Raw genomic sequence first — 24,406 nt, 5'->3', positions numbered from 1 at the left:
ACCTTTGTTTTGGTAAACAATAAAATATTTCGTAAAAAAATTGTTTACTATTTTACTTTATTGTTTAAATTATTAGGTTTTGATTATCTTCTTTTGCCAAAAATCAAAGACAACACAGCTAAAACCAAGAAACAGATAAACAGGATTTTAGCGATACCTGCCGCGCTGCCTGCAATGCCGCCAAAACCAAGGAAGGCTGCAATGATGGCAATGACGAAGAAGACTACTGCATAATGTAGCATAATTATTCCTTTCGGATTTTCAATGATAAAACGGTCAAGGGAGAAATCCCCGACCGTTTTTTAGTGTTAGTGGGGTTTGATATTAATTTTCGTTCAGCCAGTCATCAACTTCTTTTTCGGCTTCTTCTTTTGAACGGCCGTAACGTTCTTGGATTTTACCGGCCAATTGGTCGCGTTTGCCTTCGATCACATCCAAATCATCGTTGGTCAATTCGCCCCATTTTTCTTTAGCTTTACCTTTGAGCTGTGCCCATTTGCCTTTGATAATATCTTCATTCATGGCTATACCATCCTATGTTATTGATTAATAGAATACTCACGGATGTAACCGCTTACACAAAACATTAACTGAGAATTTGTTTGTTGGCAAGTATGGCGCAAGTTATGGAAATGTTGAATTGCAATAAATGATTCAACCAATTTATCTGACAATCAATGAGTTGTACTTATTTGTTAAGTTTTGAAAAATGCCTGCATTTTATTAATTAGTCTCTACTAGGCCAAATTGTACTTTTAAATCAACATGAAGAAATTAAGAATATATTAATATTCAGAGTTATTTTACAACCGTTTATTCAATATTAAAGCCGTTCATTTATAGATTGCTGAGAAGGGATTGGAGTCGGAAAAGGCAAAAGGTCGTCTGAAAATTTTCAGACGACCTCATGATTATTTGATGACCCGCGCCAGCAAGGCTTTTTCTTTGCCCTGCATATTCGGGATTTTGACTTGGATGCCGTTGCCCGGGGCGACTTCGACGGCTGCGCCTTTGCGGGTCATTTGTTCCAGCGTAATGGTTTGGTTGCCTTCGGGATGGATGATTTCCAAAGTGTCGCCGACGGCGAAGCGGTTTTTGACTTCCACCGTTGCCCAGCCTTCGGCGTCGATTTCGGTAACGTGGCCGACGTATTGGCTTTGTTTGGCGGTGGAATGGCCGCTGAGGTAGTTTTGATAGTCTTGGGTTTGGTGGCGTTCGAGGAAGCCGCTGGTGTAGCCGCGGTTAGCGAGGCCTTCAAGTTCGCTCAGCAAACCGTAGTCAAACGGACGGCCTGCGACGGCGTCGTCAATCGCTTTGCGGTAGGACTGGGCGACGCGGGCGACGTAGTAGAGCGACTTGGTGCGGCCTTCGACTTTGAGGCTGTCCACGCCGATTTTGGCGAGTTTTTCGACGACTTCGATACCGCGAAGGTCTTTGGAATTCATGATGTAGGTGCCGTGTTCGTCTTCCATAATCGGCATCATCTCGCCCGGGCGGTTGGACTCTTCAATCAGGAAGACTTTGTCGGCGTAAGGGTGGCGTTTCTGACCGTTGATGCCTTCGAAGTTTTGGTTGGCTTCTTCTTGGGCTTTTTCAAAGTTGAAACCTTGCAGAAGCTGGGCGTCGCCCGCATCGCTTTCAGTGGCGTTGTGGACTTTGTAATCCCAGCGGCAGGAGTTGGTGCAGGTGCCTTGGTTGGGGTCGCGGTGGTTGAAATAGCCCGACAACAGGCAACGGCCCGAATAAGCGATGCACAATGCGCCGTGGATGAAGACTTCAAGTTCGATGTCGGGGCATTCTTGGCGGATTTCGGCGATTTCTTCCATGCTCAATTCGCGCGACAGGATGATGCGCTCGACGCCGATGTTCTGCCAGAATTTCACGCCCCAATAGTTGGTGGTGTTGGCCTGTACGGAAAGGTGGATTGGCATCTCCGGCCATTTTTCGCGCACGGTCATAATCAAACCCGGATCCGCCATAATCAGCGCGTCGGGTTTCATGGCAATCAGCGGCTCCATGTCGGCGACGAAGGTTTTGAGCTTGGAGTTGTGCGGCAGGGTGTTGACGGTCAAAAAGAATTTTTTGTTGCGCTCGTGCGCTTCTTTAATGCCTTGCTCGAGGACGTCGAGTTTGGCAAATTCGTTGTTGCGGGCGCGCAGGGAGTAACGCGGGCTGCCGGCATAAACGGCGTCTGCGCCGTAGTCGTAGGCGGCGCGCATACGTTCGAGGCCGCCGGCGGGAAGGAGGAGTTCGGGTGCTTTCATGTTTGAGCTTTATAAAAGGTTTCAGACGACCTTTTGAATCACGGGGAAAGGTCGTCTGAAAAGGTGTTTTAAGAATGGGCGGATTATCCGCTTTTTTGTCGAGACGGTCAATTTTACGGCGGCATATCGGGATTGTTTGGCGTTGTTTTTTCAGAGGAAAACGGATTTAGGAGTGACAATGGGCGGATAGGTACTACGGGCGGGGAAATGTAAAAAACGGACGGCAACCCGATTAATTTAACAAAAAGGCATTCAAAGAATGTATTTTCTTGTAAAATATCGAGTTTCATTTTTCCAATGTTCGGGAATCGGGCGGCTGCCGCAAACCGTTTCCCGGAGTTTTAGACAGGCGGACGAGTATGGATTTTCGGTTTGACATTATTTACGAATACCGCTGGATGTTTTTCTACGGCGCGCTGACGACGCTGGGCTTGACCGTAGTGGCGACGGCGGGCGGCTCCGTATTGGGTCTGCTGCTCGCGTTGGCGCGCTTGATTAATCTGGAAAAGGCGGGTGCGCCCATGCGCGCGCTGGCTTGGGTTTTGCGTAAGGTTTCGCTGCTGTATGTAACGCTGTTCCGTGGTACGCCGCTGTTTGTGCAGATTGTGATTTGGTCTTACGTTTGGTTCCCGTTTTTCGTCCATCCTACCGACGGTTTGCTGATCAACGGCGACGAGGCGGTGGAAATCCGACGCTCTTACGGCGCGCTGATTGCCGGTTCGCTTGCCTTGATTGCCAACTCCGGCGCGTATATCTGCGAGATTTTCCGCGCGGGCATCCAGTCCATCGACCGCGGTCAGATGGAAGCGGCGCGTTCGCTGGGGCTGACTTATCCGCAGGCGATGCGCTATGTGATTCTTCCGCAGGCGTTGCGCCGTATGCTGCCGCCGCTTGCCAGCGAATTTATTACGCTTTTGAAAGACAGCTCGCTGTTGTCCGTTATCGCCGTGGCGGAGCTGGCTTATGTACAAAGTACGATTAGCGGCCGCTATTCCGTTTATGAAGAACCGCTCTATACCGTCGCGCTGATTTATCTCTTGATGACGACTTTCTTGGGCTGGGTGTTCCTGCGCTTGGAAAACCGCTACAACCCGCAGCATCGGTGATTTCCGAATAAGCCGATTGTTTTCGACTGGGGCAATGTCAAAAGGTCGTCTGAAAACCGATTTGGGTTTTCAGACGACCTTTGGTTTTTTGGGGCTTACAGACCGAATAGGGCGATGTCGCCTTTGCCTTGTTGGAAATCTCATTCAACTTGAACAACTGACGCAAACCGGAATGCTGCCTTCCGGAGGCGGTTCGGCAAGGTCGGCGAACTCTGCCTGTTCGTCAAAGGGACGGGCGAGGCAGCGGCGCAGGCGTTCGATTTCGCGGTAGTCGCCGTTTCTGGCTTGGGCGATGGCTTGTTCGGCAAGGTAGTTGCGCAGGATGTAGAGCGGGTTGGTCAGGTTCATGCGTATTGCGCGTTCGGCGGGAACGCTGTTTTCGGCGCGCAGGCGTTGGCGGTAGCGTCCGAGCCAGCGGATGAAGGCGGGCGGAACGCCGTTTTTGAAGGTTTGTTCGAGTTTGGGCGGGAGGGGGTCGCCGTGTGTATTGCTGACTTCGGACAGGTTCCTGAAAAACAGGGTGAAGTCGGTTTTTTGATCTTGCAGGGCGGCGAAGAGGTCGGAGATAAGGCTTTCGTCGTCTCTCTTGTCTGCTTGCTGCAAACCGAGTTTGCGGCGCATTTTCTCTAAATAGGTCGTCTGAAAAACTTCTGTCCAGCCGTCGATGAGTTGCTCAAGGGTGTCGTGTGGGACGAGGGTGTCGAAGCAGGAGGCGAGGGCAGAGAAATTCCAATGGGCGACGAAGGGCTGGGCATTGTAGGCGTAGCGGCCTTGGGTGTCGGAGTGGTTGCAGACGTGGCGGCGGTCGTAGTCGTCGAGGAAGCCGAAGGGGCCGTAGTCTATGGTGAGTCCCAGTGCAGACATGTTGTCGGTATTCATTACGCCGTGGCAGAAGCCGACGCTTTGCCATGCGGCGACGGTATCGACGGTGCGGTTTCGGATTTGTTCCAACAGGGCGGCGTAGGGATTGTCGGCATCTCGGCAGCCGGGGTAGTAATGCCGGATGAGGTAGTCGGCAAGTTGTTGGATTTCGGCTTCGCGGCCGGTGTAATAGAAGTATTCGAAATGGCCGAAGCGCAGAAAGCTCGGGGCGATGCGGGTCAGGACAGCGGCAGTTTCGACGGTTTCCCGATAAACGGGGTCGTCGCTGCCGCACAGGGCGAGGGCGCGGGTCGTGGGGATGCCGAGACCGTGCATGGCTTCGGAACAGAGGTATTCGCGGATGGAGGAGCGCAAGACGGCGCGACCGTCGGCAAAGCGGGAATAGGGCGTTTTGCCTGCGCCCTTGAGCTGCCACTCTTGGCGTTGTCCCGCGGCATCGACGGAATCGCCGATCAGGAGTGCGCGCCCGTCGCCGAGGCGCGGGGTATAGACGCCGAACTGATGGCCGCTGTAAACACCGGCAATGGGCGCGGGCGCGTATTGCGGGGCGTTGCCGCTGAGGTAGTCAAGGTTGGCGGTCGTCTGAAAATCTGTATCCAGATTCAACTCTGCCGCCAAATCGGTGTTGAAGGCGACCCAATAGGGCGCGGTCAGCGGCTCAGGGGAAACGCGGGAATAGAAAAACGGTGGGAGTTCGGCGAACTGTTGGGTAAGCAGGGGGAGTGTGTGCATGGGATTCCTGGCGGGCGCGGGCGGGTTTGTATAACGCGCGGGTATGTTTATTGTGTTTTAGAGTTGGATGCTGTGTGTCTGATTTTCAAGCATTTTTAAAACAATGCCTGCTGCCGTTGTTTCAAATAATCTGCCAGCGGTTTGGGCAAACCGTAATCCGCCAAATTTTCGGGTTTCACCCAGAAGCGGTTATCTTTTGATGCGTTTTCAGAACGGGGCAGCGTGTCTGGCGAAATGATTTGCGCTTCAAACGGCGTAATCATCAATAAACGATGCGTCAGGCGGTGGGTGAGGGCGGGTTGTTCTTCGAGGTCGTCCCACGGGGAGGCTGCGCACTCTGAAAAAATGCCGAGCTTTTCGGCGCAAACGTATGTTTCGTTCAGGGTTTCAAAACACGGCACGCAATACAGCCCGCCCCAAATGCCTTTGGCGGGGCGTTTTTCCAGCAGGATTGCGCCGTCTTGGTTGCGGACAATCAGCCAGTAAAGCGGCAGGGTTTGCACTTCGGGGGCGGTTTTTTTGCGTGGCAGCTCGGCGATGCGGTTTTGCTTTTTCGCTTCACAGATGTCCGCCATCGGGCATTGATGGCACAAGGGTTTTGTCCGTTTGCACACGGTTGCGCCCAAGTCCATCAAGCCTTGCGTATAGGCGGGCATATCGGCGTTTTCAGACGGCAGCAGGCTTTCGGCAAGCGTCCAGAGCGAGTTTTCGAATTTTTTATCCTGCGGATTGCCGTCGCGGGCGAACACGCGGCAGAGCACGCGTTTGACGTTGCCGTCCAAAATAGTTTCGCGGCGGTTGAAGGCAAAGGCACAAATGGCGGCGGCGGTGCTTCTGCCGACGCCGCAGAGGGTTTCCAAGTCTTTGCGTTCGGATGGAAACATACCGCCGAATTGTTCGACGACTTGTTGCGCGGCTTTGTGCAGATTGCGCGCGCGGCTGTAATAGCCCAAGCCAGCCCACAGCGACAACACTTCGTCTTGCGGCGCAGCGGCAAGCGTTTGTACGGTCGGGAATTTTTCCAAGAAACGCGGATAGTAGTCCAACACGGTGGCAACCTGCGTCTGCTGGAGCATGATCTCGGAAAGCCAGACGCAATAAGGGTTTTTGACCTGCCAAGGCAGGTGGTGCCTGCCGTGTTGTTTTTGCCAGCGGATGAGCCGTTCGGAGAAGGGGATGGGTGTGTTCATTAATATCAATCAGTGGTTTTATTTATATTGAAAACAAAATGTTATGGTATAACATCGTGAAAATAATTCTTATTGACTTATTTTTTTTAGGGGTATATAACTCATATAAAGAGACTTTATTGCAGTATTGAAATTATTTATCAACAAGCAAGGAGTATCAGCATGAAAGCAATGGTTTATCACGGCGCAAACGACATCCGTTTTGAAGAAAAACCCCGTCCGCAGATTATCGATCCGACCGACGCAGTGGTGAAAATCGTCAAAACCACGATTTGCGGTACCGACTTGGGTATTTGGAAAGGCAAAAACCCCGAAGTCGCCGACGGCCGTATTCTCGGCCATGAAGGCATAGGTATTGTAGAAGAAGTCGGCGAGGCTGTAAAAAACATCAAAGTCGGTGATAAAGTCATTATTTCATGCGTCAGCAAATGCTGCACTTGCGACAACTGTAAAATCCAACTCTATTCACACTGCCGCAACGGCGGCTGGATTTTGGGCTACATGATCGACGGCACGCAAGCCGAATACGTCCGCACGCCTTATGCCGACAACAGCCTTGTTCCGCTGCCCGACAACGTCAACGAAGAAGTCGCCCTGTTGTTGAGCGACGCCTTGCCGACCGCCCACGAAATCGGCGTGCAATACGGCGATGTCAAACTCGGCGACACCGTTTTCATCGCAGGCGCAGGCCCCGTCGGTATGTCTGCCCTGCTGACCGCCCAACTGTATAGTCCCGCCGCCATCATTGTTTGCGATATGGACGAAAACCGTTTGAAACTGGCGAAAGAGTTGGGCGCAACCCATACTATCAGTCCCGCTTCAGGCGACGTCTCCAAACAAGTCTTTGCCATCGTCGGTGAAGACGGCGTGGACTGCGCAATTGAAGCCGTCGGCATCCCCGCCACATGGAATATGTGCCAAGACATCGTCAAACCGGGCGGTCATATCGCCGTCGTCGGCGTACACGGTCAATCCGTTGATTTCAAACTTGAAAAACTCTGGATTAAAAACCTCGCCATCACAACCGGCCTGGTAAACGCCAACACCACCGAAATGCTGATGAAGGCAATTTCCAGCAGCTCCGTCGATTACACCAAAATGCTGACCCACCGTTTCAAATTCAGCGAATTGGAAAAAGCCTATGATGTGTTCAAACACGCCGCCGAAAACCAAGCCATGAAAGTGGTTTTGGAAGCGGATTGATTTGAAACAGATTATTGAGTTTTAAAAAAGATAGAGGTCGTCTGAAAACAGGTTTTCAGACGACCTTATATATTGCCACCCGAAAGGGACGACCTTTTTGTTTATGGGGCTGATTGAATTGGGATGGCGTGGCGTTAACCTTTTAGCCATATGCAACCGGGCAGTGTGGCTTTATGGCATTTGTAAAGAGTCTGTCAAAAAATAAGCGGTAATATCGTAATGAATGACGATTGCTTGAGTTAAATCTAGCCCGCACGTTATCGGATTGTGTTAACCTTACGCTAGGCTTGATGATAGTTAACATTCTAGGGTTTTGGTTCCCTTGTTTATTAATTATCTCAAGCCAGGGTTCCCGCACCATCATCGCTTCATTTTTTTCTTCCATAAATGCTTCGGGATGCAGTTTGTCCCCCCGCAACAATAAGAACCCGAACATTCTCACTCTTGTATTTTAAGGATTAAACAATGAAATCGCTCAAAACGTTCCTTATTTGGGGCATTGTGGTTTTGGTCGGCGTAGCGTCCTTTACCACTTTGGCCATCAGTCGGGGCGAGCAGGTCAGCGCGGTATGGATGGTCACCGCCGCCGTATCGGTGTACTGCATCGCTTACCGTTTTTACAGTCTCTACATCGCCAAATATGTGATGCAGCTTGATCCGAACCGCCTCACGCCCGCCGAGCGGCACAATGACGGTTTGGACTATGTACCGACACACAAAGGCGTATTGTTCGGACACCACTTTGCCGCAATTGCGGGCGCAGGTCCGTTGGTCGGTCCCGTACTGGCTGCGCAAATGGGTTATCTGCCGGGTACGCTGTGGATTATCTTCGGCGTAGTGTTCGCCGGCGCGGTACAAGACATGATGGTCTTGTTCGTCTCCATGCGCCGCGACGGTAAATCTTTGGGCGATATCGTAAAACAAGAACTCGGCACTGTACCCGGCGTGATCGCGTCCATCGGTATTTTGATGATTATGGTCATCATCATGGCGGTGTTGGCGCTGATTGTGGTGAAAGCACTGGTTCACAGCCCTTGGGGTACGTTCACGATTGCCGCCACCATGCCTATCGCGCTGTTTATGGGTATTTACACCCGTTATATCCGTCCGGGCAAAATCGGCGAGATTTCCATCGTTGGCTTTATCCTGCTGATGTTGGCGGTCATTTACGGCGACAATGTGGCGCATAGCTCCATCGGTCACTGGTTTGACCTCGATGGCCTCCAGCTCACTTGGGCGATTATGATTTACGGCTTCGTAGCATCAGTATTGCCGGTATGGCTGCTGCTGACTCCGCGCGACTATCTCTCTACCTTCCTGAAAATCGGTACGATTGTCGCACTCGCCATCGGCATCCTCATCGTCAGCCCTGCGCTGCAAATGCCTGCCGTAACGCACTTTATCGACGGTTCCGGCCCGGTATTCTCAGGCGCATTGTTCCCATTCCTCTTCATTACCATCGCTTGTGGTGCGGTTTCAGGCTTCCACGCGCTGATTTCTTCCGGTACCACGCCGAAAATGCTGGAAAACGAAACCCACGTCCGCATGATCGGTTACGGCGGTATGTTGATGGAAAGTTTCGTGGCGATTATGGCGCTTGCCGCTGCCGCATCGCTTGATCCCGGCGTGTACTTCGCTATGAACAGCCCTGCCGCTCTGATCGGTACAGATGCCAATACTGCCGCCGAAGTGATTACCACCAAGCTGCAATTCCCTGTCGATGCCGCAACCCTGTTGCACACCGCTAAGGAAGTGGGCGAAAACACCATCCTTTCCCGTGCGGGCGGTGCGCCTACCCTCGCAGTCGGTATGGCACACATCATGAGCCGTCTGATTCCGGGCGAAGCCATGATGGCATTCTGGTATCACTTTGCCCTGTTGTTTGAAGCCTTGTTCATCCTGACCGCCGTCGATGCCGGTACCCGCGTCGCACGTTTCATGATTCAAGACTTGGGCAGTATTTTCTACAAACCTTTCGGCAACACCGACTCCATCCCTGCCAACCTGATTGCGACCTTCTTCGCCGTGGCATTGTGGGGCTACTTCCTCTACACCGGCGTGACCGATCCGTTGGGCGGCATCAACTCGCTCTGGCCTTTGTTCGGCATCGCCAACCAAATGCTGGCAGGTGTAGCCTTGATTATGTGTGCCGTTGTGTTGATTAAGATGAAACGCGACCGCTATGTCTGGGTGGCACTCGTTCCTGCCGTCGGCGTACTATTTGTAACCTGCTACGCCGGTCTGCAAAAACTGTTCCACAGCGACCCGCGCGTCAGCTTCCTTGCCCATGCCGGCAAATACAGCGAAGCATTGGCTAAAAACGAAGTCCTCGCGCCCGCTAAAGACATCGGCGAAATGTCGCAAATCATCTTCAACGACCAGATTAATGCCGGTCTGACCGCATTGTTCCTCTCCGTCGTCGTCGTCGTTGCCATCTACGGCGTGCGTACCGCTATGAAAGCACGCAAAGTCGGCTGGTCAACCGCTAAAGAAATTCCGGCGGTGTACCGCGACGGCAAACAACCGGAGGCACAAAGTGAAGCGTAAACTCGCCGCTTGGTGGAAAACCGCCAAACTTACCGCCAACCTCATGGCAGGCGTGCCCGATTATGAAAACTACGTTGCACAACAACGCAAACATAATCCCAACGCCCCCGTCATGACCGAGCTGCAATTTCAAGACTACTGCCGCAAACGCCGCTGCGGTGCAAACGGCGGAAGATGTTGCTAATCGCTTGAATGGTTGAAAAAAGGTCGTCTGAAAGTTTTCAGACGACCTTTTTATATTAATGCTGCTTGAAAAAGAACGGGCTAGTATTCGCCCAATAGCTGCTCGCGGGTCAGCAAGAATACGAATCCGTCGCCGCCGCTGGTTTCCAACCAAGTGAACGGCAGCTCGGGATAGGCGGCTTCCAATACGTCGCGGTTGTGTCCGATTTCGACCAACAGTAAGCCTTTAGGGTTCAGGTATTTGGCGGCGTGCAGCAGGATTTGGCGGGTGGCGTCCAAACCGTCTTCGCCGCTGCCCAAGGCGAGTTCGGGTTCGTGCAGGTATTCGTCGGGTAACATATCGACCGATTCGGCATCGACATAAGGCGGGTTGGAAACAATTAAGTCGTACGCGCCTTCCAATCCTTCGAACAAATCGGTATGAATCAGGTTGATGCGCTCTTCCAAACCATAATCTTCAACGTTGATGGCGGCCACTTCCAGTGCATCCAAACTCAAATCAACGGCGTCGATTTCAGCAGCAGGGTAGTGGTGCGCCATTTGGACGGCGAGGCAGCCGCTGCCGGTACACAAGTCCAATGCGCGGTGAACCAATTCGGGGTGTTCTATCCAAGGGGTAAGGCTGTCGCCGAGCAGCTCGTAAATAAACGAGCGCGGTACGATGACGCGTTCGTCAACATAAAAATCGAAATCGCCCTGCCATGCCTGATGGGTGAGGTAGGCTGCGGGGATGTGTTCGACTGCGCGGCGTTCCAGCACTGCCAATACTTCTTCTTTCTCGCTTTGCAGCAGCTTGGCGTCGAGGTAAGGTTCCAGCGTGTCCAGCGGCAGGTTGAGGGTGTGTAGGATGAGGTAGGCCGCTTCGTCGTGTGCGTTGTCCGAGCCGTGCCCGAAAAACAAACCGGCATCGTTGAAACGGCTGACGGCGAAACGCAGGATGTCGCGGACGGTGGTCAATTCTTGGGCTGCTTGGGTAAACATATTCATCAAAGTCCTTAATGGTCGGAACACCGTCTTTCAGGCGGCGGAATCGGGAAGTCATTTGTTGCAAAGCGGAGCGATTATAACAGAGGTCGTCTGAAAGCATGGTTTCAGACGACCTCTTGGGTGCGGAAGCGGTTATTTTTTGCCTTTTGCCGCTTTCACATCTTTTTCGGTGATGGTGCCGCCGCCGTTATCAAATGCATTCATAATGTAGGTCGAAACTGCTGCTACGTCCGCTTCGTTGATGGCTGTTGCAGGCATGAAGCCGTTGTAGGGTTTGCCGTTAACCTTGATCGGGCCGTTGATGCCTTTGAGCATGCTGTTCAACAGTACCTGCGGTTTTTTCATGATGTAGTCGGAACGGAACAGGGGCGGGAACATTGCTCCTCTGCCTTCGCCTTTTTTACCGTGGCAGGCGGCGCAGTTGGTTTCGTAAATTTTCTGCCCTTGCGCCATCTGTGCGGCATCGGCGGCGAAGGTTGGGGCAGAAAAGCAGGAGAGTGCGGCAAGTGTCAGGATGTGGATGGTTTTCATGGTTTGTCCTTGCAGATGGTCGGGATGTTTTTGTTTTAAAGGAATAGGGCAATCATACAATAAAGGTCGTCTGAAAACCTATCCTGCCGAAGCTTTTCAGACGACCTTAGATTTAAGTCAAAGAAACAACGGGGATGCTTCAAACCCATCCGCGCAAATTGCGCCGCACCAAATCTGCCAGTGCGCCTATCCATTCTGCGCCGTCGTTCAGGCAGGGGATATAGCGGTATTCTTTACCGCCGGCGGCATGAAATTGTTCGCGCCCCATCAAAGCGATTTCTTCCATCGTTTCCAAGCAGTCTGCCATGAAGCCCGGACAGAAAACGTCCAATTTCGTTATGCCTTGTTTCGGCAGTTCGTCAAACAGAACCTGCGTACTCGGTTTAACCCATTTCGCCTTGCCGAACTGGCTTTGGAAGGAGACGATATATTCCTGCTCAGCCAGTCCCAAGGCTTCGGCAAGCAGTTTGGCGGTATGGTGGCATTCGTCGGGATAAGGGTCGCCCTCGTCGTACTGTTTCTGCGGTATGCCGTGAAAACTCAGCATCAGTTTTTCGCCGCGTCCGTGTTCCGCCCAATATGCCTGAATCTGCTTTTTCATGGCTTCGATATAGCCTGCATCATCGTAGAAACGGGATATTGTGCGTATGCTGAGTTGGTTGCGCTGGCGCAGTAATTGCAAGAACACTTTATCCAAAGCCGCGCCTGTGCTTGATGCCGCATATTGCGGATAAAGCGGGACTACCAAAAGATTACCGATGCCTTGCGATTTCAATTCCGCCAAGACGTCGTCAACGCCCGGGTTGCCGTAAGTCATGGCGTAGCGGACGGTTACATCCGGCAGTAGTTCGCCCAAGGCTTCGGCTTGGCGTGCGGTATAAACCAATAAGGGTGAGCCGTCTTTAAACCAGATTTTTTCATAGGCGTGCGCGCTTTTTTTCGGGCGCAGCGTCAGTATCAGGCCACGCAAGATCGGTTGCCACAACAGCTTCGGCAGTTCCACTACGCGTTGGTCGGATAAAAAGTCGCGCAGGTAAGGTTTGACGGCTTGCGCGGTCGGAGCATCCGGTGTGCCGAGGTTAAGCAGTAGGACGGCGGTACGGTTTTGTTCGGTATAGGGGAGGGGAGGCTCTGGCAGGAAACGGGGCATGGTTTCTTTCTTTAATATTGAATGATAGTTTGTGCAAAAGGTCGTCTGAAAAGCAAAGGATCAATCAAGATAGGTGTTTTCAGACGACCTCGATAAGTGTGGTGAAATCTCAATCCACCCCGCGGGCGCGGTTTTCATGGAATTGCGCCTGCCAATCGGCAAATTTCCCTTGCTCGATGGCTTCGCGCATTTCCGCCATGATGACTTGGTAGAAATGCAGGTTGTGGATGGTGTTGAGTTGCGCGCCCAAGATTTCGCCGACGCGGTGCAGATGGTGCAGGTAGGCGCGGCTGAAGTTTTGGCAGGCGTAGCAGGTGCAGCTTTCGTCTATCGGGCGTTTGTCGAGCTTGTGTTTGGCGTTTTTGATTTTCAAATCGCCGAAACGGGTGAACAGCCAGCCGTTGCGCGCATTGCGGGTGGGCATAACGCAGTCGAACATGTCCACGCCGTGCGCCACGCCGTAAACGAGATCTTCCGGCGTGCCGACGCCCATCAGGTAATGCGGTTTGTGTTCGGGCAGTATCGGTCCGACGGCGCGCAGCATGCGGTACATTTCGGGCTTGGGTTCGCCGACGGACAGTCCGCCGATGGCAAGGCCGGGGAAGTCGAATTGTTCCAAGCCGCGCAGCGATTCTTCGCGCAAATCTTCATACATCGCGCCTTGCACGATGCCGAATAGGGCATTCGGGTTCTTCAAATCTTCAAAGGCTTTTTTGCTGCGTTCTGCCCAACGCAGGCTCATTTGCAGGGATTTTTGCGCCTGTTCGTGCGTTGCTTCGCCGGGTGTGCATTCGTCCAACTGCATCACGATGTCGGAATTGAGTACGGTTTGGATTTTCATGGAGATTTCGGGCGAGAGGAAGAGTCTGTCGCCGTTGATCGGGCTTTGGAAGGTACAGCCTTCTTCAGTGAGTTTGCGCATGTCGGAGAGCGAGAAAACCTGAAAACCGCCCGAGTCGGTCAAGATGGGTTTGTTCCAGCCGATAAAATCGTGCAGGCCGCCGAATTGTTCGATGACTTCCAAACCGGGACGCAGCCATAAATGGTAAGTGTTGCCCAAAATAATTTGTGCCTTGATGTCGTGCAGGTTTTGCGGATTCATCGCCTTAACCGAGCCGTAAGTGCCGACCGGCATAAATACGGGCGTTTCGATTTTGCCGTGGTTCAGTTCCAGCGTGCCGCGTCGGGCATGACCGTCTTTTTTGTGTAAGGTAAATTTGAGCATAGGTTGTATCTATAATGTCGAAAACGGCGTGCGAAGCCGCCGTGCAGTCAAACGATTGAGCTAAAAAACGGGATTATAAAGGATTTTCATCGTAATAGCGGTGTTTGAATATTTCAGACGACCTTATTCGTCTCGAGATGTTCACTGTTGAAAATGTTTCAAAAAAATCACAATGTTCCGACAATGTCGTCTGAAACCTCGTTTTCATGCTTGCCATCGCGTCAAAGTATCGTCTATAATCCGAGCTCTGTTAAACAGGCACGTAGCTCAGTTGGTTAGAGCACCACCTTGACATGGTGGGGGTCGTTGGTTCGAATCCAATCGTGCCTACCAAATTTCCCAAACGGCATTTATGCCGTTATTTTTTAATGTTTTGGAGCTTTTTTGATGTTGAACATTACCTTGCCGGACGGCTCAGTCCGCCAATACGAATCGCCCGTTACCGTGGCACAGATTGCCGCGTCTATCGGAGCAGGTTTGGCAAAGGCGACGGTGGCAGGTAAGGTAAACGGTAAATTGGTCGATGCGTGCGATCCGATTACCGAAGATTCAACCGTCCAAATCATTACCCCGAAAGACCAAGAAGGCGTTGAAATCATCCGCCACTCTTGCGCCCACCTTGTCGGTCATGCGGTCAAGCAACTCTATACCAACGCAAAAATGGTTATCGGCCCCGTCATTGAAGAGGGCTTTTATTACGATATTGCTACGGAAAAACCGTTTACGCCTGAAGATGTTGCAGCTATTGAAGCGCGTATGAAAGAATTGATTGCTCAGGATTATGATGTAATCAAAATCATGACTCCGCGAGCCGAAACCATCAAAATTTTCCAAGATCGCGGTGAAGAATATAAGCTGCGCCTGATTGAAGATATGCCCGAAGTTGAAGCAATGGGTATGTATCATCATCAGGAATATGTCGATATGTGCCGCGGTCCGCACGTTCCGAACACCCGCTTCCTGAAAAACTTCAAGCTGACCAAGCTGGCAGGCGCATACTGGCGCGGCGACAGCAATAATGAAATGCTGCAACGTATTTACGGCACCGCTTGGGCGACAAAAGACGAATTGAAAGCCTATATTCAACGCATCGAAGAAGCAGAAAAACGCGACCACCGCAAATTGGGCAAACAACTGGATTTGTTCCATCTGCAAGACGAAGCGCCGGGTATGGTGTTTTGGCATCCCAAAGGTTGGGCTTTGTGGCAGACTATCGAGCAGCATATGCGCAAAGAGCTGAATGCCGCCGGTTACAAGGAAGTCAAGACCCCCCAAATTATGGATAAAACCTTTTGGGAAAAATCCGGTCACTGGGATAACTATAAAGACAATATGTTCGTAACCAGTTCGGAAAAGCGCGAATACGCGGTTAAACCGATGAACTGCCCGGGACATGTTCAGATTTTCAATAACGGTCTGCGCTCGTACCGCGATTTGCCAATGCGTTTGGCAGAATTTGGTTCTTGCCATCGCAACGAGCCGAGCGGTGCATTACATGGACTGATGCGTGTCCGCGGTTTTGTACAAGACGATGCGCATATTTTCTGTACCGAAGATCAAATCGTCAGCGAAGCGCGGGCATTCAATGAATTGCTGGTTCGTATTTACAAGCAATTCGGTTTCCATGATGTGTCCGTCAAACTTTCACTGCGTCCTGAGAAGCGCGCCGGTTCAGACGACGTGTGGGATAAGGCAGAACAAGGTCTGCGCGAAGCATTGACTGCTTGCGGTGTGGAATGGGATGAGTTGCCGGGTGAAGGCGCGTTCTACGGGCCTAAAATCGAATATCACGTTAAAGATGCATTGGGACGTTCTTGGCAGTGTGGTACGCTGCAACTGGACTTTGTATTGCCGGAACGCTTGGATGCAGAATATGTAACCGAAAACAATGACCGCGCCCGTCCGGTAATGTTGCACCGCGCCATTTTGGGTTCTTTGGAACGATTTATCGGTATTTTGATTGAAAACCATGCAGGTTCTTTCCCACTATGGTTGGCGCCGGTTCAAATGGTGATTATGAATATCACCGAAAATCAAGCGGATTACTGCCGTGAAGTGGCTGCCAAATTGCAGGCTGCTGGCTTCCGTGTAGAGCTGGATTTGCGTAACGAAAAAATCGGTTACAAAATCCGTGATAACAGCCAATACCGCTTCCCTTATCAAATCGTTGTCGGCGATAAAGAGAAGCAAGAAAACAAAGTGGCCGTGCGCCGCAAAGCAGAAGACTTGGGTTCTTTGGATTTGGATGATTTCATTGCACAACTGCAGCAAGAAATCGCGGACGCCCTCGTCAACCATTAATTTTTATAGGAGTATTCATCATCGCTCAAGAACGCGAAGCACGAATCAATGGCGAAATTACCGCCAAAGAAGTGCGTTTAATCAGTGAGTCAGGCGAACAGCTTGGTGTCGTATCGGTTCGTGAAGCTTTGGCCATGGCCGAAGAGCAGGATGTGGATTTGGTAGAGATTTCCCCTACTGCCAAACCGCCCGTATGCAAACTGATGGATTACGGTAAATATAAATACCAACAAGCCAAGAAACGCGACGAAGCCAAGAAAAACCAGAAGCAGGTACAAATTAAGGAAATCAAATTCCGTCCGGGTACCGATGAAGGCGATTATCAAATCAAAATGCGCAACATCAACCGCTTCTTGGCTGACGGCGATAAAGTCAAAGTAACGCTTCGTTTCCGCGGTCGTGAAATGGCTCACCAGCAACTCGGGGCGCAACTTTTAGAGCGCGTGAAAGAGGATTTGGCGGAAGTGGCTCAAATCGAATCCTTCCCTAAAATGGAAGGCCGTCAAATGGTGATGATGATTGCACCGAAGAAAAAATAAAGTTATAATCCTCAGCTTACTCCGATTGCCGCTTCGGAGTAAACTTTTGATTGGCGGCAAAAACCGTGGCATTTTGGGTTCAAGTGTTTGAAACCAATGTTTTAAAACCCCCTGATGCCTTATCTAATAACGAATGGAGTTTTCCCATGCCTAAAATGAAAACCAAGTCTAGCGCGAAAAAACGCTTCAAAGTACTGGGTAACGGCGGTGTAAAACGCGCTCATGCGTTCAAACGCCACATCTTGACTAAAAAGACCACTAAAAACAAACGCCAACTGCGCGGTACCTCTATGGTAAACGATCGCGATTTGGCTTCTGTTGCTAAAATGTTACCCTACGCTTAAGGAGTTTAGAATATGCCACGCGTAAAACGCGGTGTAACCGCTCGTGCCCGTCACCAAAAAATCTTCGCGTTAGCCAAAGGTTACCGCGGCCGTCGTAAAAACGTATACCGCGTTGCCAAGCAAGCGGTAATGAAAGCCGGTCAATACGCATACCGTGACCGTCGTCAACGCAAACGTCAATTCCGTCAATTGTGGATTGTTCGTATCAATGCAGGTGCTCGTGAAAACGGTCTGTCTTACAGCAAATTTATGAACGGTCTGAAACGCGCCTCTATCGAAATCGACCGCAAAGTATTGGCTGATCTGGCTGTATTTGATAAAGCCGCTTTTGCACAATTGGTTGAGAAAGCTAAAGCTGCTTTGGCTGCTTAATCCAAAAAATTTAAAAAGGAAGCTACGGCTTCCTTTTTTCTTTGTTTGAAGAAAGTCTATGTGATTGATTTTCTTTCTTTAAAGTCTATTTTTTTGAATTGATTTGCGCTAAAATACGCCGATTCTATCAAACGGATTGGCCGTAAACGATAAAAGGTCGTCTGAAAAGTTTGGCAACACCAAACCATACAGGCGGCCTCATTGTTTCAGACGACCCATCATCAACCGACAGACGATAAACCACTATGGAAAATGTAAACCGTATCGTTGCAGAAGGTATTGCCGCAGTAGAAGCCGCGCAAGACTTCAACGCTCTAGAACAAATCAAAGCCCATTATCTTGGTAAAACCGGCGAGTTGACCGGACTTCTGAAAACCTTAGGTCAAATGTCGCCTGAAGAGCGCAAAACCATAGGTGCGCATATCAATGAGTGCAAAAACCAGTTTCAGACGGCCTTTAACAATAAACGCGATGCCCTCAACGAAGCCAAGCTGCAAGCCCAGCTTGCCGCCGAAGCACTCGATATTACCCTGCCCGGACGCGCGCAGGAAAACGGCGGTCTGCATCCCGTAACCCTGACTTTGCAGCGCGTGGTCGAACTCTTTCACGGTATGGGCTTTGAAGTGGCAGACGGCCCTGAAATCGAAGACGATTTTCACAACTTCCAAGCCCTGAACATCCCCGCAAACCACCCGGCACGCGCCATGCAGGATACGTTCTACGTTGAAAACGGCGATGTTTTGCGTACGCACACTTCCCCGATTCAAATCCGCTACATGCTCGATAAAAAAGAGCCGCCCATCCGTATTATCGCTCCCGGCCGCGTTTACCGTGTGGACAGCGATGCTACGCACTCACCCATGTTCCATCAAGCCGAAGGCCTGTGGGTGGAAGAGGGCGTAACCTTCGCCGATTTGAAAGCCGTGTTCACCGATTTTATCCGCCGCTTTTTCGAACGCGATGATTTGCAGGTACGTTTCCGTCCGTCTTTCTTCCCGTTCACCGAGCCGTCCGCCGAAATCGACATCATGGGCGAAAACGGCAAATGGCTGGAAGTCGGCGGCTGCGGCATGGTGCATCCCAACGTGTTGAAAAACGTGAATATCGACCCCGAAAAATACACCGGTTTCGCCTTCGGCATCGGCCTCGATCGTTTCGCCATGTTGCGTTACAACGTGAATGATTTGCGGCTGTTTTTCGATAACGATTTGAACTTTTTGAAGCAGTTTGCGAAATGATTGTGCAGGCTGCCTAAAAGAAACTGCCCTAACAAAGTTAAAAAGCAGCCTGCACTCCCAAGCAAACAGGTCGTCTGAAAACAAAATCTGATAAAAAGTTAATTAGTTGATTGAGAACATAACATGCAATTCTCCTACTCATGGCTGAAAACCCAAGCCGATACCGAACTTTCCGCCGATAAGCTGGAACATTTGTTAACCATGTCCGGCTTGGAAGTCGAAGAAGCCGAGACTGCCGCGCCTGTGTTTACAGGCGTGGTAATTGCCGAAGTGAAATCCGTTGAAAAACATCCTGATGCCGACCGTTTGAATGTTACCCAAGTCGATGCGGGTACGGGCGAGTTGGTGCAGATTGTGTGCGGTGCACCGAATGTGAAAGCGGGCATCAAGGTGCTGTGTTCGCTGCCGGGTGCGGTGTTGCCGGGCAATTTCAAAATCAAGCCGACCAAGATGCGCGGCGTGGTGTCGAACGGGATGTTGTGTTCCACCGACGAACTCGGTCTGCCTGACGACGGCGTGAACGGCTTGCACATTCTGTCGAAAGACGCTCCTGTCGGTGCAAACATCCGCGAATATCTGGATTTGGACGATACGGTGTTCACGCTGAAAATCACGCCGAACCGTGCCGACTGCCTGAGCATCAAAGGCATTGCGCGTGAAGTGTCCGCGCTGACAGGTTGCGCGTTCAAGCAGCCTGCAATCCATGCCGCGCCAATCACGGGTAGCCGCAAACAGCCCGTGCAGATTGATGCGCCTGCCGATTGCGGCCGCTTTATCAGCCGCGTGATTGAAAACGTGAACGCGCGCGCTGCCACGCCGGATTGGATGAAGCAGCGTTTGGAGCGCAGCGGTATCCGCAGTATTTCCGCGTTGGTGGACATTGGCAATTATGTAATGCTGGAAATCGGTCAGCCGATGCATGTTTTTGATGCCGACAAACTTTCAGGCAGCCTGCACATCCGCCGCGCGCGCGAAGGTGAAATGCTGGAATGCCTGAACGAGAAAACTGTCTCTCTGTCTGAAAACACGCTGGTAGTGGCCGATGAAAAAGGTGCGTTGAGCTTGGCGGGTCTGATGGGCGGCGCGGCAAGCGCGGTTTCAGACGACACGCAAAATATCGTGCTGGAAGCGGCTTGGTTTGCGCCTGAAATCATTGCCGGCAAATCGCGCCAATACGGTTTTGGCTCGGATTCATCGTTCCGCTTTGAGCGCGGCGTGGATTACCGTTTGCAGGCCGATGCCATCGAACGCGCTACCGAATTGGTTTTGCAAATCTGCGGCGGTGCGGCGGGCGAAATGGTGGAAGCGCAGGGTAAATTGCCCGAAGCCAAGCAGGTTGAATTGCGTTTGGGTCGTCTGAAAACGGTGTTGGGCGTGGACATTCCCGCCGAACAGGTGGAAACCATTTTGCAGCACTTGGGCTTGCAGCCTGAAAAAACTGCGGAAGGCTTCCGAGTTACTGCGCCGAGCTTCCGTTTCGACATCGAAATCGAGGCCGATTTGATTGAAGAAATCGGCCGCGTTTACGGCTATGAAAATATCCCCGACGATTATACGTCAGGCCGTCTGAAAATGCTGGCGCTGCCCGAAACCCGCCGTCCGCGTTTTGCCGTTTATAACGAAATGGCGGCGCGCGGTTACCGCGAAGTGGTCAGCTACGCCTTCGTTGACGAGCAGTGGGAACTCGATTTTGCCGCCAACGCCAATCCCATCCGCCTGCAAAATCCGCTGGCAGCGCAGTATGCCGTGATGCGTTCCACGCTCATCGGCGGCTTGGTGGAAATTCTGCAAAACAATTTGAACCGCAAACAAAACCGCGTGCGCGTGTTTGAAATTGCCCGCGTGTTCAGCAAAGGTTCAGACGGCCGGTTTGTACAAAACGAACGCATCGGCGGCCTGTGGTACGGCGCGGCGATGCCCGAACAATGGGGCGAAAAAACGCGCAACGCGGATTTTTACGACATCAAGGCGGATGTGGAAAATCTGTTGAAAAACAAAGCAGTTGAGTTCGTCAAAACCGAACATCCCGCCCTGCATCCAGGCCGCGCCGCCAATATTGTTTCAGACGGCCAGGTCATCGGTTTTATCGGCGAATTGCATCCGAAATGGCTGCAAAAATACGACTTGCCGCAAGCGCCGCTGGTATTTGAAATCGATATGGCCGCCGTGTTGGAACGCGAAAAAATGCGCTATCAGGCAGTATCGAAATTCCAGCCGGTGCGCAGGGATTTGGCGTTTGTTATGCCTGAAACCATGACTCATGATGATTTGTTGGCCGCATTGAAAGGCGCAGCAAACAAGTTGGTACAGGAAATCAGCGTATTTGACGTATATCGCGGTACGGGCCTGCCTGAAGGGATGAAGAGCATGGCGGTCAAAGTGATTTTGCAGGATATGGAAAACACGCTGACGGATGAAACAGTCGAGCCGGTTATCGGAAAACTGATTGACGCAGCAACTGCTGCGGGAGCGCAACTTCGCAGCTAAAAAATAAATATTCGCTTGAATTTTAAATAGAAATTGGTAATAATCTGCACCTGTTACAACAGAAGGTAATAATATGACATTAACTAAAGCTGAATTGGCCGATATTTTGGTAGATAAAGTCAGCAATGTAACCAAAAACGATGCCAAAGAAATCGTCGAACTCTTTTTTGAAGAAATCCGCAGCACTTTGGCACGCGGCGAAGAAATCAAAATTTCCGGTTTCGGTAATTTTCAGTTGCGCGACAAACCGCAACGTCCCGGCCGTAATCCGAAAACCGGCGAAGAAGTACCGATTACCGCCCGCCGCGTAGTCACTTTCCATGCCAGCCAAAAACTCAAAGGCATGGTGGAGCATTACTATGACAAACAACGCTAATCCCGTTATTCCTGCAAAACGTTATTTCTCGCTGGACGAAATGTGCGAACTGGTGCAAATCAGCCCGTCACAATTTACCCAGTGGCAACATGAGAACGGTATCGTTGTCGGTTACGGTGGCAACCGTTACACCCGTTCCGATGTGGTGAAACTGTTGAAGCTGAAATATACCTTTGCGCCTTATGTCGACCGCTTCAGCCGTGATTCTTTGGATGCAAACGGTCATCCTGCTGCAAAAGCGGAAGAGGTTAAAGCCGGATTAAATTCTATATTGGCAGATTTGCAAAAAGCACTTGCTTAGTTTAATTAGATAAACAGCCGCTTCCTTATCTAAGGGAAGCGGCTGTTTGTTTTTATGGATTTTGGGGCTTGCTATGTATTAGAAAATATTTACTTAGTTTATAAGCATCCTTAATCTTAATAAATATGATAGGTACCTGTTTTTAAATGATGTATTAATGCCTTTTGTATTGACTTGAACCATTTTTCGAAGTTATTGTCTTTTATATCAACAGTCTGCACGGATATTGTGTTTAACAATCCATGCTATGAAAGTTATAATGATACGAACACAATGATGTGTCGTCGGAATACTTCAATCTGCACATTTAATCTAAGGAGCGATATTATTGGCTCCAGTTTCCGGATAATCTGACAATGATTCAATATTGGCAAAAAAGTTTGGCTGTCGTACTGCTTTTAGGCGTATTTTCTCAAACATGGGCGCAATCCCATTCTGTTTATTTTAATCAACATGGCAAAATTACAGCAACGATGTCATCGGTTGCTTATGTCCGACAATATACGGTTCAATCAGGTATTGCCAAAGCGCAGGATTTTTATTACCCGTCCATGAAGAAATATTCTGATCCGTATGAAGTTCCTGCAGGGCAAATTAAAGTATTTGTTCCTGTGTTAGATAATGGGACGTTGACGCTTTGGCATTTCAACGGACAGAAAAAAATGGTAGGGACTTATAAAAACAGCAAGCCGAACGGTGAATGGACAAACTGGTATCCGAACGGTAAGAAATCTGCTGTGATGCCTTATCAAAACGGTTTGAGCGAAGGAACCGGTTCGCGATATTACCGTAATGGGGTGAAGGAAAGCGAGATCCAGTTCAAACACGACAAAGCCAACGGTTATTGGAAGCAATGGTATCCGGACGGCAGTCCGAAGATGGAAATGAATATGGTCAACGATAAACCGACTGAGATTTTAAGTTGGGACGAAAATGGTCGTGTTTTGTCGGAAATCAGCATTTCTAATGGTCGTCGCAATGGTATTGTTTTGGAGTGGTATGAAGATGGTGCCAAAAAGTCAGAATCGGTTTATTCCAATGATCAGCTGGTGAAAAAAACGCATTGGGACAAAGAAGGTTATGTTGTTGAATAACCGTTACAATATATAAAAAGAAAGTACGGGTAAGGTTTAATGCTTTATCCGTATTTCTTTTTTATGAAAAGGTATTTAGAGGGAACTTGCGATATTTTTAAAATAGCGTATAATGTTATATTATAACATATTAATTATGGAGTATTGATTGATGAAACCGAATATTCATCCTGATAATTACCGTACTGTTTTATTTTTCGACAGCGGTGCAAATGAAGGCTGGCTTATCCGCTCTTGTGCGGAGACGCATGGTAAGACGATGGTTTGGAAAGATGGAAAAGAATACCCGCTTTTCGCGCTGGATACGTCGTCTGCATCTCATCCTGTGTACACTGGCAGACAGCGCAACGTTAACACGGAAGGGCGTGCGAGCAAGTTCAATCAGCGTTTCCAATCGATGATGTCTTCATTTAGAAAGGACAAATAATGCAAGTTTTATCTTCACTGAAAACAGCGAAAAAACGCCACCGCGACTGTCAAATAGTCCGAAGGAAGGGTAAGGTTTACGTTATTTGTAAGAGTAACCCGCGCTTTAAGGCACGTCAGCGTTAAATACCGGTTGGATCGACTGTCCGCATCTGGCAATGGTGCGGATTTTTTTTCACAATCATGTAAACTCATGTTGGTTAATATCATTAAAAATATCTTTTTTGCCTGCAAACAACCGGTTTTAGGAATATCGGGTAAATTAGCGTAATCCCGCTTGTTTGGAGGTAGAAATGTTTATAACATGAGAGCGCATTTAGCAGACAAATTCCTCTATTTAGGAGATATTTATTTATGAAATCAAAAGTATTACTGGCTGTTGCCGCTGCATTATCCCTTGGTGCATGCGTTGCACCCGACATGGATTATGATTTCGAACGTGGTTCCCGCCACGAGCATCGCCATGAACGCCGTTACGACAATCGTGATGATAATTACGACCGTAATGAGATGCGCCGTGAAGAGCGACGTTACGAAGAAAACCGTCGCACATCAGAGTCCCGCCGTTTGCGCACATTCTCTTGTGAGAATGGATTGTCTGTTGATGTCCGCAACTTGAATAACGATCAGTTGGAATTGCGCCTTGACGACAAGCGCGCTGTATTGTCATCCGATGTTTCCGGTTCCGGCTCGCGCTACACTTCCAACCGCGGCCTGTTCGGCAAAGGTGCGGAATGGCATGAGAAAAACGGCGAAGCATTCTTCAGCTTTACCGATCCGTATGGCAACCGTGTAGAAACTTCCTGCCGCGTGCGCTAAACATCAAATATCTTGCTAAGGGTCGTCTGAAAGCGGGACTGCCCCCCCAAAAAAATCTTGGACACCCGATAAAAGCCCTTTCAGGCGCTCTGTGCAAGCCGGGTTCTGT

General features: G+C 50.3%; 25 protein-coding genes and 1 tRNA gene. 17 read left to right on the top strand and 9 right to left on the bottom strand.

Annotated elements, in window-relative coordinates:
• Nucleotides 1–83: 83 nt before the first annotated feature.
• The 3 genes from HMPREF2907_RS12040 to trhP all read right to left on the bottom strand — a co-directional run bounded on the left by HMPREF2907_RS12040 (nucleotide 84) and on the right by trhP (nucleotide 2,264).
• A complete protein-coding gene (locus HMPREF2907_RS12040) occupies nucleotides 84–242 on the bottom strand; it encodes a DUF1328 domain-containing protein (protein ID WP_083310715.1) in 159 nt (52 codons plus the stop codon).
• 82 nt (nucleotides 243–324) lie between these two features.
• Nucleotides 325–522, bottom strand: a complete 198-nt coding sequence (locus tag HMPREF2907_RS08465; RefSeq protein ID WP_016687304.1) for a CsbD family protein — start codon at nucleotides 520–522, stop codon at nucleotides 325–327.
• 389 nt (nucleotides 523–911) lie between these two features.
• Nucleotides 912–2,264, bottom strand: a complete 1,353-nt coding sequence (gene trhP, locus HMPREF2907_RS08460) for a prephenate-dependent tRNA uridine(34) hydroxylase TrhP (protein WP_003744610.1) — start codon at nucleotides 2,262–2,264, stop codon at nucleotides 912–914.
• A gap of 359 nt (nucleotides 2,265–2,623) precedes the next feature.
• Here trhP and HMPREF2907_RS08455 point away from each other — a divergent pair, with 359 nt between their 5' ends.
• The gene (locus HMPREF2907_RS08455; protein WP_070682099.1) at nucleotides 2,624–3,370 is read left to right on the top strand and encodes an amino acid ABC transporter permease; all 747 of its coding nucleotides are present in this window, start codon (nucleotides 2,624–2,626) and stop codon (nucleotides 3,368–3,370) included.
• A 144-nt stretch (nucleotides 3,371–3,514) separates the two neighbouring features.
• Here HMPREF2907_RS08455 and HMPREF2907_RS08450 read toward each other — a convergent pair whose 3' ends face one another.
• The gene (locus tag HMPREF2907_RS08450) at nucleotides 3,515–4,984 is read right to left on the bottom strand and encodes a protein adenylyltransferase SelO (RefSeq protein WP_070682096.1); all 1,470 of its coding nucleotides are present in this window, start codon (nucleotides 4,982–4,984) and stop codon (nucleotides 3,515–3,517) included.
• Between the two features lie 95 nt (nucleotides 4,985–5,079).
• Nucleotides 5,080–6,174, bottom strand: a complete 1,095-nt coding sequence (gene mutY / locus HMPREF2907_RS08445) for an A/G-specific adenine glycosylase (protein ID WP_070682093.1) — start codon at nucleotides 6,172–6,174, stop codon at nucleotides 5,080–5,082.
• Between the two features lie 162 nt (nucleotides 6,175–6,336).
• Between mutY and HMPREF2907_RS08440 the strand changes: the two genes are divergently transcribed.
• From HMPREF2907_RS08440 to HMPREF2907_RS08425, 3 genes are all read left to right on the top strand, one after another.
• The gene (locus HMPREF2907_RS08440; protein ID WP_070682091.1) at nucleotides 6,337–7,377 is read left to right on the top strand and encodes a zinc-dependent alcohol dehydrogenase family protein; all 1,041 of its coding nucleotides are present in this window, start codon (nucleotides 6,337–6,339) and stop codon (nucleotides 7,375–7,377) included.
• A 465-nt stretch (nucleotides 7,378–7,842) separates the two neighbouring features.
• Nucleotides 7,843–9,924, top strand: a complete 2,082-nt coding sequence (locus HMPREF2907_RS08430; protein WP_070682088.1) for a carbon starvation CstA family protein — start codon at nucleotides 7,843–7,845, stop codon at nucleotides 9,922–9,924.
• On the top strand, nucleotides 9,914–10,108 hold the full coding sequence (locus HMPREF2907_RS08425) for a YbdD/YjiX family protein (RefSeq protein WP_003744600.1): 195 nt from the start codon (nucleotides 9,914–9,916) through the stop codon (nucleotides 10,106–10,108). The genes HMPREF2907_RS08430 and HMPREF2907_RS08425 overlap by 11 nt, the downstream gene beginning before the upstream one ends.
• Nucleotides 10,109–10,188: 80 nt before the next feature.
• Here the strand turns inward: HMPREF2907_RS08425 and prmB are convergent, their stop codons facing one another.
• The 4 genes from prmB to tgt form a co-directional block, all read right to left on the bottom strand.
• Entirely contained in the window at nucleotides 10,189–11,088 is a 900-nt protein-coding gene (gene prmB, locus HMPREF2907_RS08420) for a 50S ribosomal protein L3 N(5)-glutamine methyltransferase (RefSeq protein ID WP_070682152.1), read from the bottom strand.
• A 138-nt stretch (nucleotides 11,089–11,226) separates the two neighbouring features.
• Nucleotides 11,227–11,625, bottom strand: coding sequence for a c-type cytochrome (locus tag HMPREF2907_RS08415; RefSeq protein WP_039404779.1), 399 nt, complete (start codon nucleotides 11,623–11,625; stop codon nucleotides 11,227–11,229).
• Between the two features lie 139 nt (nucleotides 11,626–11,764).
• On the bottom strand, nucleotides 11,765–12,775 hold the full coding sequence (gene hemH / locus HMPREF2907_RS08410) for a ferrochelatase (RefSeq protein WP_070682086.1): 1,011 nt from the start codon (nucleotides 12,773–12,775) through the stop codon (nucleotides 11,765–11,767).
• A 109-nt stretch (nucleotides 12,776–12,884) separates the two neighbouring features.
• The gene (tgt, locus tag HMPREF2907_RS08405; protein WP_070682082.1) at nucleotides 12,885–14,000 is read right to left on the bottom strand and encodes a tRNA guanosine(34) transglycosylase Tgt; all 1,116 of its coding nucleotides are present in this window, start codon (nucleotides 13,998–14,000) and stop codon (nucleotides 12,885–12,887) included.
• A gap of 256 nt (nucleotides 14,001–14,256) precedes the next feature.
• On the opposite strand from tgt, the gene HMPREF2907_RS08400 reads away from it, so the two are divergent.
• The 13 genes from HMPREF2907_RS08400 (at nucleotide 14,257) to HMPREF2907_RS08350 (ending at nucleotide 24,297) form a co-directional block, all read left to right on the top strand.
• Nucleotides 14,257–14,333, top strand: a tRNA-Val gene (locus tag HMPREF2907_RS08400).
• 54 nt (nucleotides 14,334–14,387) lie between these two features.
• Nucleotides 14,388–16,301 (top strand): threonine--tRNA ligase, encoded by a 1,914-nt coding sequence (thrS, locus tag HMPREF2907_RS08395; RefSeq protein ID WP_070682079.1) that lies wholly within the window; start codon nucleotides 14,388–14,390, stop codon nucleotides 16,299–16,301.
• A 17-nt stretch (nucleotides 16,302–16,318) separates the two neighbouring features.
• Nucleotides 16,319–16,840, top strand: a complete 522-nt coding sequence (gene infC / locus HMPREF2907_RS08390; RefSeq protein ID WP_074895063.1) for a translation initiation factor IF-3 — start codon at nucleotides 16,319–16,321, stop codon at nucleotides 16,838–16,840.
• A 146-nt stretch (nucleotides 16,841–16,986) separates the two neighbouring features.
• Nucleotides 16,987–17,184 (top strand): 50S ribosomal protein L35, encoded by a 198-nt coding sequence (gene rpmI, locus HMPREF2907_RS08385; RefSeq protein ID WP_002232040.1) that lies wholly within the window; start codon nucleotides 16,987–16,989, stop codon nucleotides 17,182–17,184.
• A 12-nt stretch (nucleotides 17,185–17,196) separates the two neighbouring features.
• Nucleotides 17,197–17,556, top strand: a complete 360-nt coding sequence (gene rplT / locus HMPREF2907_RS08380; RefSeq protein ID WP_002214103.1) for a 50S ribosomal protein L20 — start codon at nucleotides 17,197–17,199, stop codon at nucleotides 17,554–17,556.
• 245 nt (nucleotides 17,557–17,801) lie between these two features.
• Nucleotides 17,802–18,794 carry a phenylalanine--tRNA ligase subunit alpha gene (gene pheS, locus HMPREF2907_RS08375; protein WP_070682076.1) on the top strand — a complete coding sequence of 331 codons (993 nt, stop codon included), beginning with the start codon at nucleotides 17,802–17,804 and terminating at the stop codon, nucleotides 18,792–18,794.
• Between the two features lie 123 nt (nucleotides 18,795–18,917).
• Nucleotides 18,918–21,281, top strand: a complete 2,364-nt coding sequence (gene pheT, locus HMPREF2907_RS08370; protein WP_070682073.1) for a phenylalanine--tRNA ligase subunit beta — start codon at nucleotides 18,918–18,920, stop codon at nucleotides 21,279–21,281.
• A 73-nt stretch (nucleotides 21,282–21,354) separates the two neighbouring features.
• Entirely contained in the window at nucleotides 21,355–21,657 is a 303-nt protein-coding gene (locus HMPREF2907_RS08365) for an integration host factor subunit alpha (protein ID WP_003675494.1), read from the top strand.
• Nucleotides 21,641–21,958 carry a hypothetical protein gene (locus HMPREF2907_RS08360; RefSeq protein ID WP_070682070.1) on the top strand — a complete coding sequence of 106 codons (318 nt, stop codon included), beginning with the start codon at nucleotides 21,641–21,643 and terminating at the stop codon, nucleotides 21,956–21,958. The genes HMPREF2907_RS08365 and HMPREF2907_RS08360 overlap by 17 nt, the downstream gene beginning before the upstream one ends.
• Before the next feature lie 356 nt (nucleotides 21,959–22,314).
• Nucleotides 22,315–23,052 (top strand): toxin-antitoxin system YwqK family antitoxin, encoded by a 738-nt coding sequence (locus HMPREF2907_RS08355; protein WP_141754433.1) that lies wholly within the window; start codon nucleotides 22,315–22,317, stop codon nucleotides 23,050–23,052.
• Between the two features lie 151 nt (nucleotides 23,053–23,203).
• Nucleotides 23,204–23,479, top strand: a complete 276-nt coding sequence (locus tag HMPREF2907_RS12035; RefSeq protein ID WP_003744241.1) for a type B 50S ribosomal protein L31 — start codon at nucleotides 23,204–23,206, stop codon at nucleotides 23,477–23,479.
• Nucleotides 23,479–23,604 carry a type B 50S ribosomal protein L36 gene (ykgO, locus tag HMPREF2907_RS12030; RefSeq protein ID WP_003685279.1) on the top strand — a complete coding sequence of 42 codons (126 nt, stop codon included), beginning with the start codon at nucleotides 23,479–23,481 and terminating at the stop codon, nucleotides 23,602–23,604. Before HMPREF2907_RS12035 ends, ykgO begins: the two co-directional genes overlap by 1 nt.
• A 228-nt stretch (nucleotides 23,605–23,832) precedes the next feature.
• A complete protein-coding gene (locus HMPREF2907_RS08350; protein WP_070682067.1) occupies nucleotides 23,833–24,297 on the top strand; it encodes an MliC family protein in 465 nt (154 codons plus the stop codon).
• Nucleotides 24,298–24,406 lie beyond the last annotated feature (109 nt).

Origin of the sequence: Neisseria sp. HMSC055H02 (assembly GCF_001813335.1) — a bacterium.
GTDB classification, from domain to species: domain Bacteria; phylum Pseudomonadota; class Gammaproteobacteria; order Burkholderiales; family Neisseriaceae; genus Neisseria; species Neisseria sicca_C.
This window is presented reverse-complemented; position numbering and strand designations above follow the sequence as displayed.

Coding starts and splice junctions, on each gene's coding strand:
- HMPREF2907_RS12035 (WP_003744241.1), top strand. CDS start 23,204: ATGAAACCGAATATTCATCCTGATAATTACCGTACTGTTTTATTTTTC.
- prmB (WP_070682152.1), bottom strand. CDS start 11,088: ATGTTTACCCAAGCAGCCCAAGAATTGACCACCGTCCGCGACATCCTG.
- HMPREF2907_RS08350 (WP_070682067.1), top strand. CDS start 23,833: ATGAAATCAAAAGTATTACTGGCTGTTGCCGCTGCATTATCCCTTGGT.
- rpmI (WP_002232040.1), top strand. CDS start 16,987: ATGCCTAAAATGAAAACCAAGTCTAGCGCGAAAAAACGCTTCAAAGTA.
- HMPREF2907_RS08430 (WP_070682088.1), top strand. CDS start 7,843: ATGAAATCGCTCAAAACGTTCCTTATTTGGGGCATTGTGGTTTTGGTC.
- rplT (WP_002214103.1), top strand. CDS start 17,197: ATGCCACGCGTAAAACGCGGTGTAACCGCTCGTGCCCGTCACCAAAAA.
- trhP (WP_003744610.1), bottom strand. CDS start 2,264: ATGAAAGCACCCGAACTCCTCCTTCCCGCCGGCGGCCTCGAACGTATG.
- pheT (WP_070682073.1), top strand. CDS start 18,918: ATGCAATTCTCCTACTCATGGCTGAAAACCCAAGCCGATACCGAACTT.
- tgt (WP_070682082.1), bottom strand. CDS start 14,000: ATGCTCAAATTTACCTTACACAAAAAAGACGGTCATGCCCGACGCGGC.
- mutY (WP_070682093.1), bottom strand. CDS start 6,174: ATGAACACACCCATCCCCTTCTCCGAACGGCTCATCCGCTGGCAAAAA.
- HMPREF2907_RS08450 (WP_070682096.1), bottom strand. CDS start 4,984: ATGCACACACTCCCCCTGCTTACCCAACAGTTCGCCGAACTCCCACCG.
- thrS (WP_070682079.1), top strand. CDS start 14,388: ATGTTGAACATTACCTTGCCGGACGGCTCAGTCCGCCAATACGAATCG.
- HMPREF2907_RS08355 (WP_141754433.1), top strand. CDS start 22,315: ATGATTCAATATTGGCAAAAAAGTTTGGCTGTCGTACTGCTTTTAGGC.
- ykgO (WP_003685279.1), top strand. CDS start 23,479: ATGCAAGTTTTATCTTCACTGAAAACAGCGAAAAAACGCCACCGCGAC.
- HMPREF2907_RS08465 (WP_016687304.1), bottom strand. CDS start 522: ATGAATGAAGATATTATCAAAGGCAAATGGGCACAGCTCAAAGGTAAA.
- HMPREF2907_RS08440 (WP_070682091.1), top strand. CDS start 6,337: ATGAAAGCAATGGTTTATCACGGCGCAAACGACATCCGTTTTGAAGAA.
- pheS (WP_070682076.1), top strand. CDS start 17,802: ATGGAAAATGTAAACCGTATCGTTGCAGAAGGTATTGCCGCAGTAGAA.
- HMPREF2907_RS12040 (WP_083310715.1), bottom strand. CDS start 242: ATGCTACATTATGCAGTAGTCTTCTTCGTCATTGCCATCATTGCAGCC.
- HMPREF2907_RS08360 (WP_070682070.1), top strand. CDS start 21,641: ATGACAAACAACGCTAATCCCGTTATTCCTGCAAAACGTTATTTCTCG.
- HMPREF2907_RS08365 (WP_003675494.1), top strand. CDS start 21,355: ATGACATTAACTAAAGCTGAATTGGCCGATATTTTGGTAGATAAAGTC.
- hemH (WP_070682086.1), bottom strand. CDS start 12,775: ATGCCCCGTTTCCTGCCAGAGCCTCCCCTCCCCTATACCGAACAAAAC.
- HMPREF2907_RS08455 (WP_070682099.1), top strand. CDS start 2,624: ATGGATTTTCGGTTTGACATTATTTACGAATACCGCTGGATGTTTTTC.
- HMPREF2907_RS08415 (WP_039404779.1), bottom strand. CDS start 11,625: ATGAAAACCATCCACATCCTGACACTTGCCGCACTCTCCTGCTTTTCT.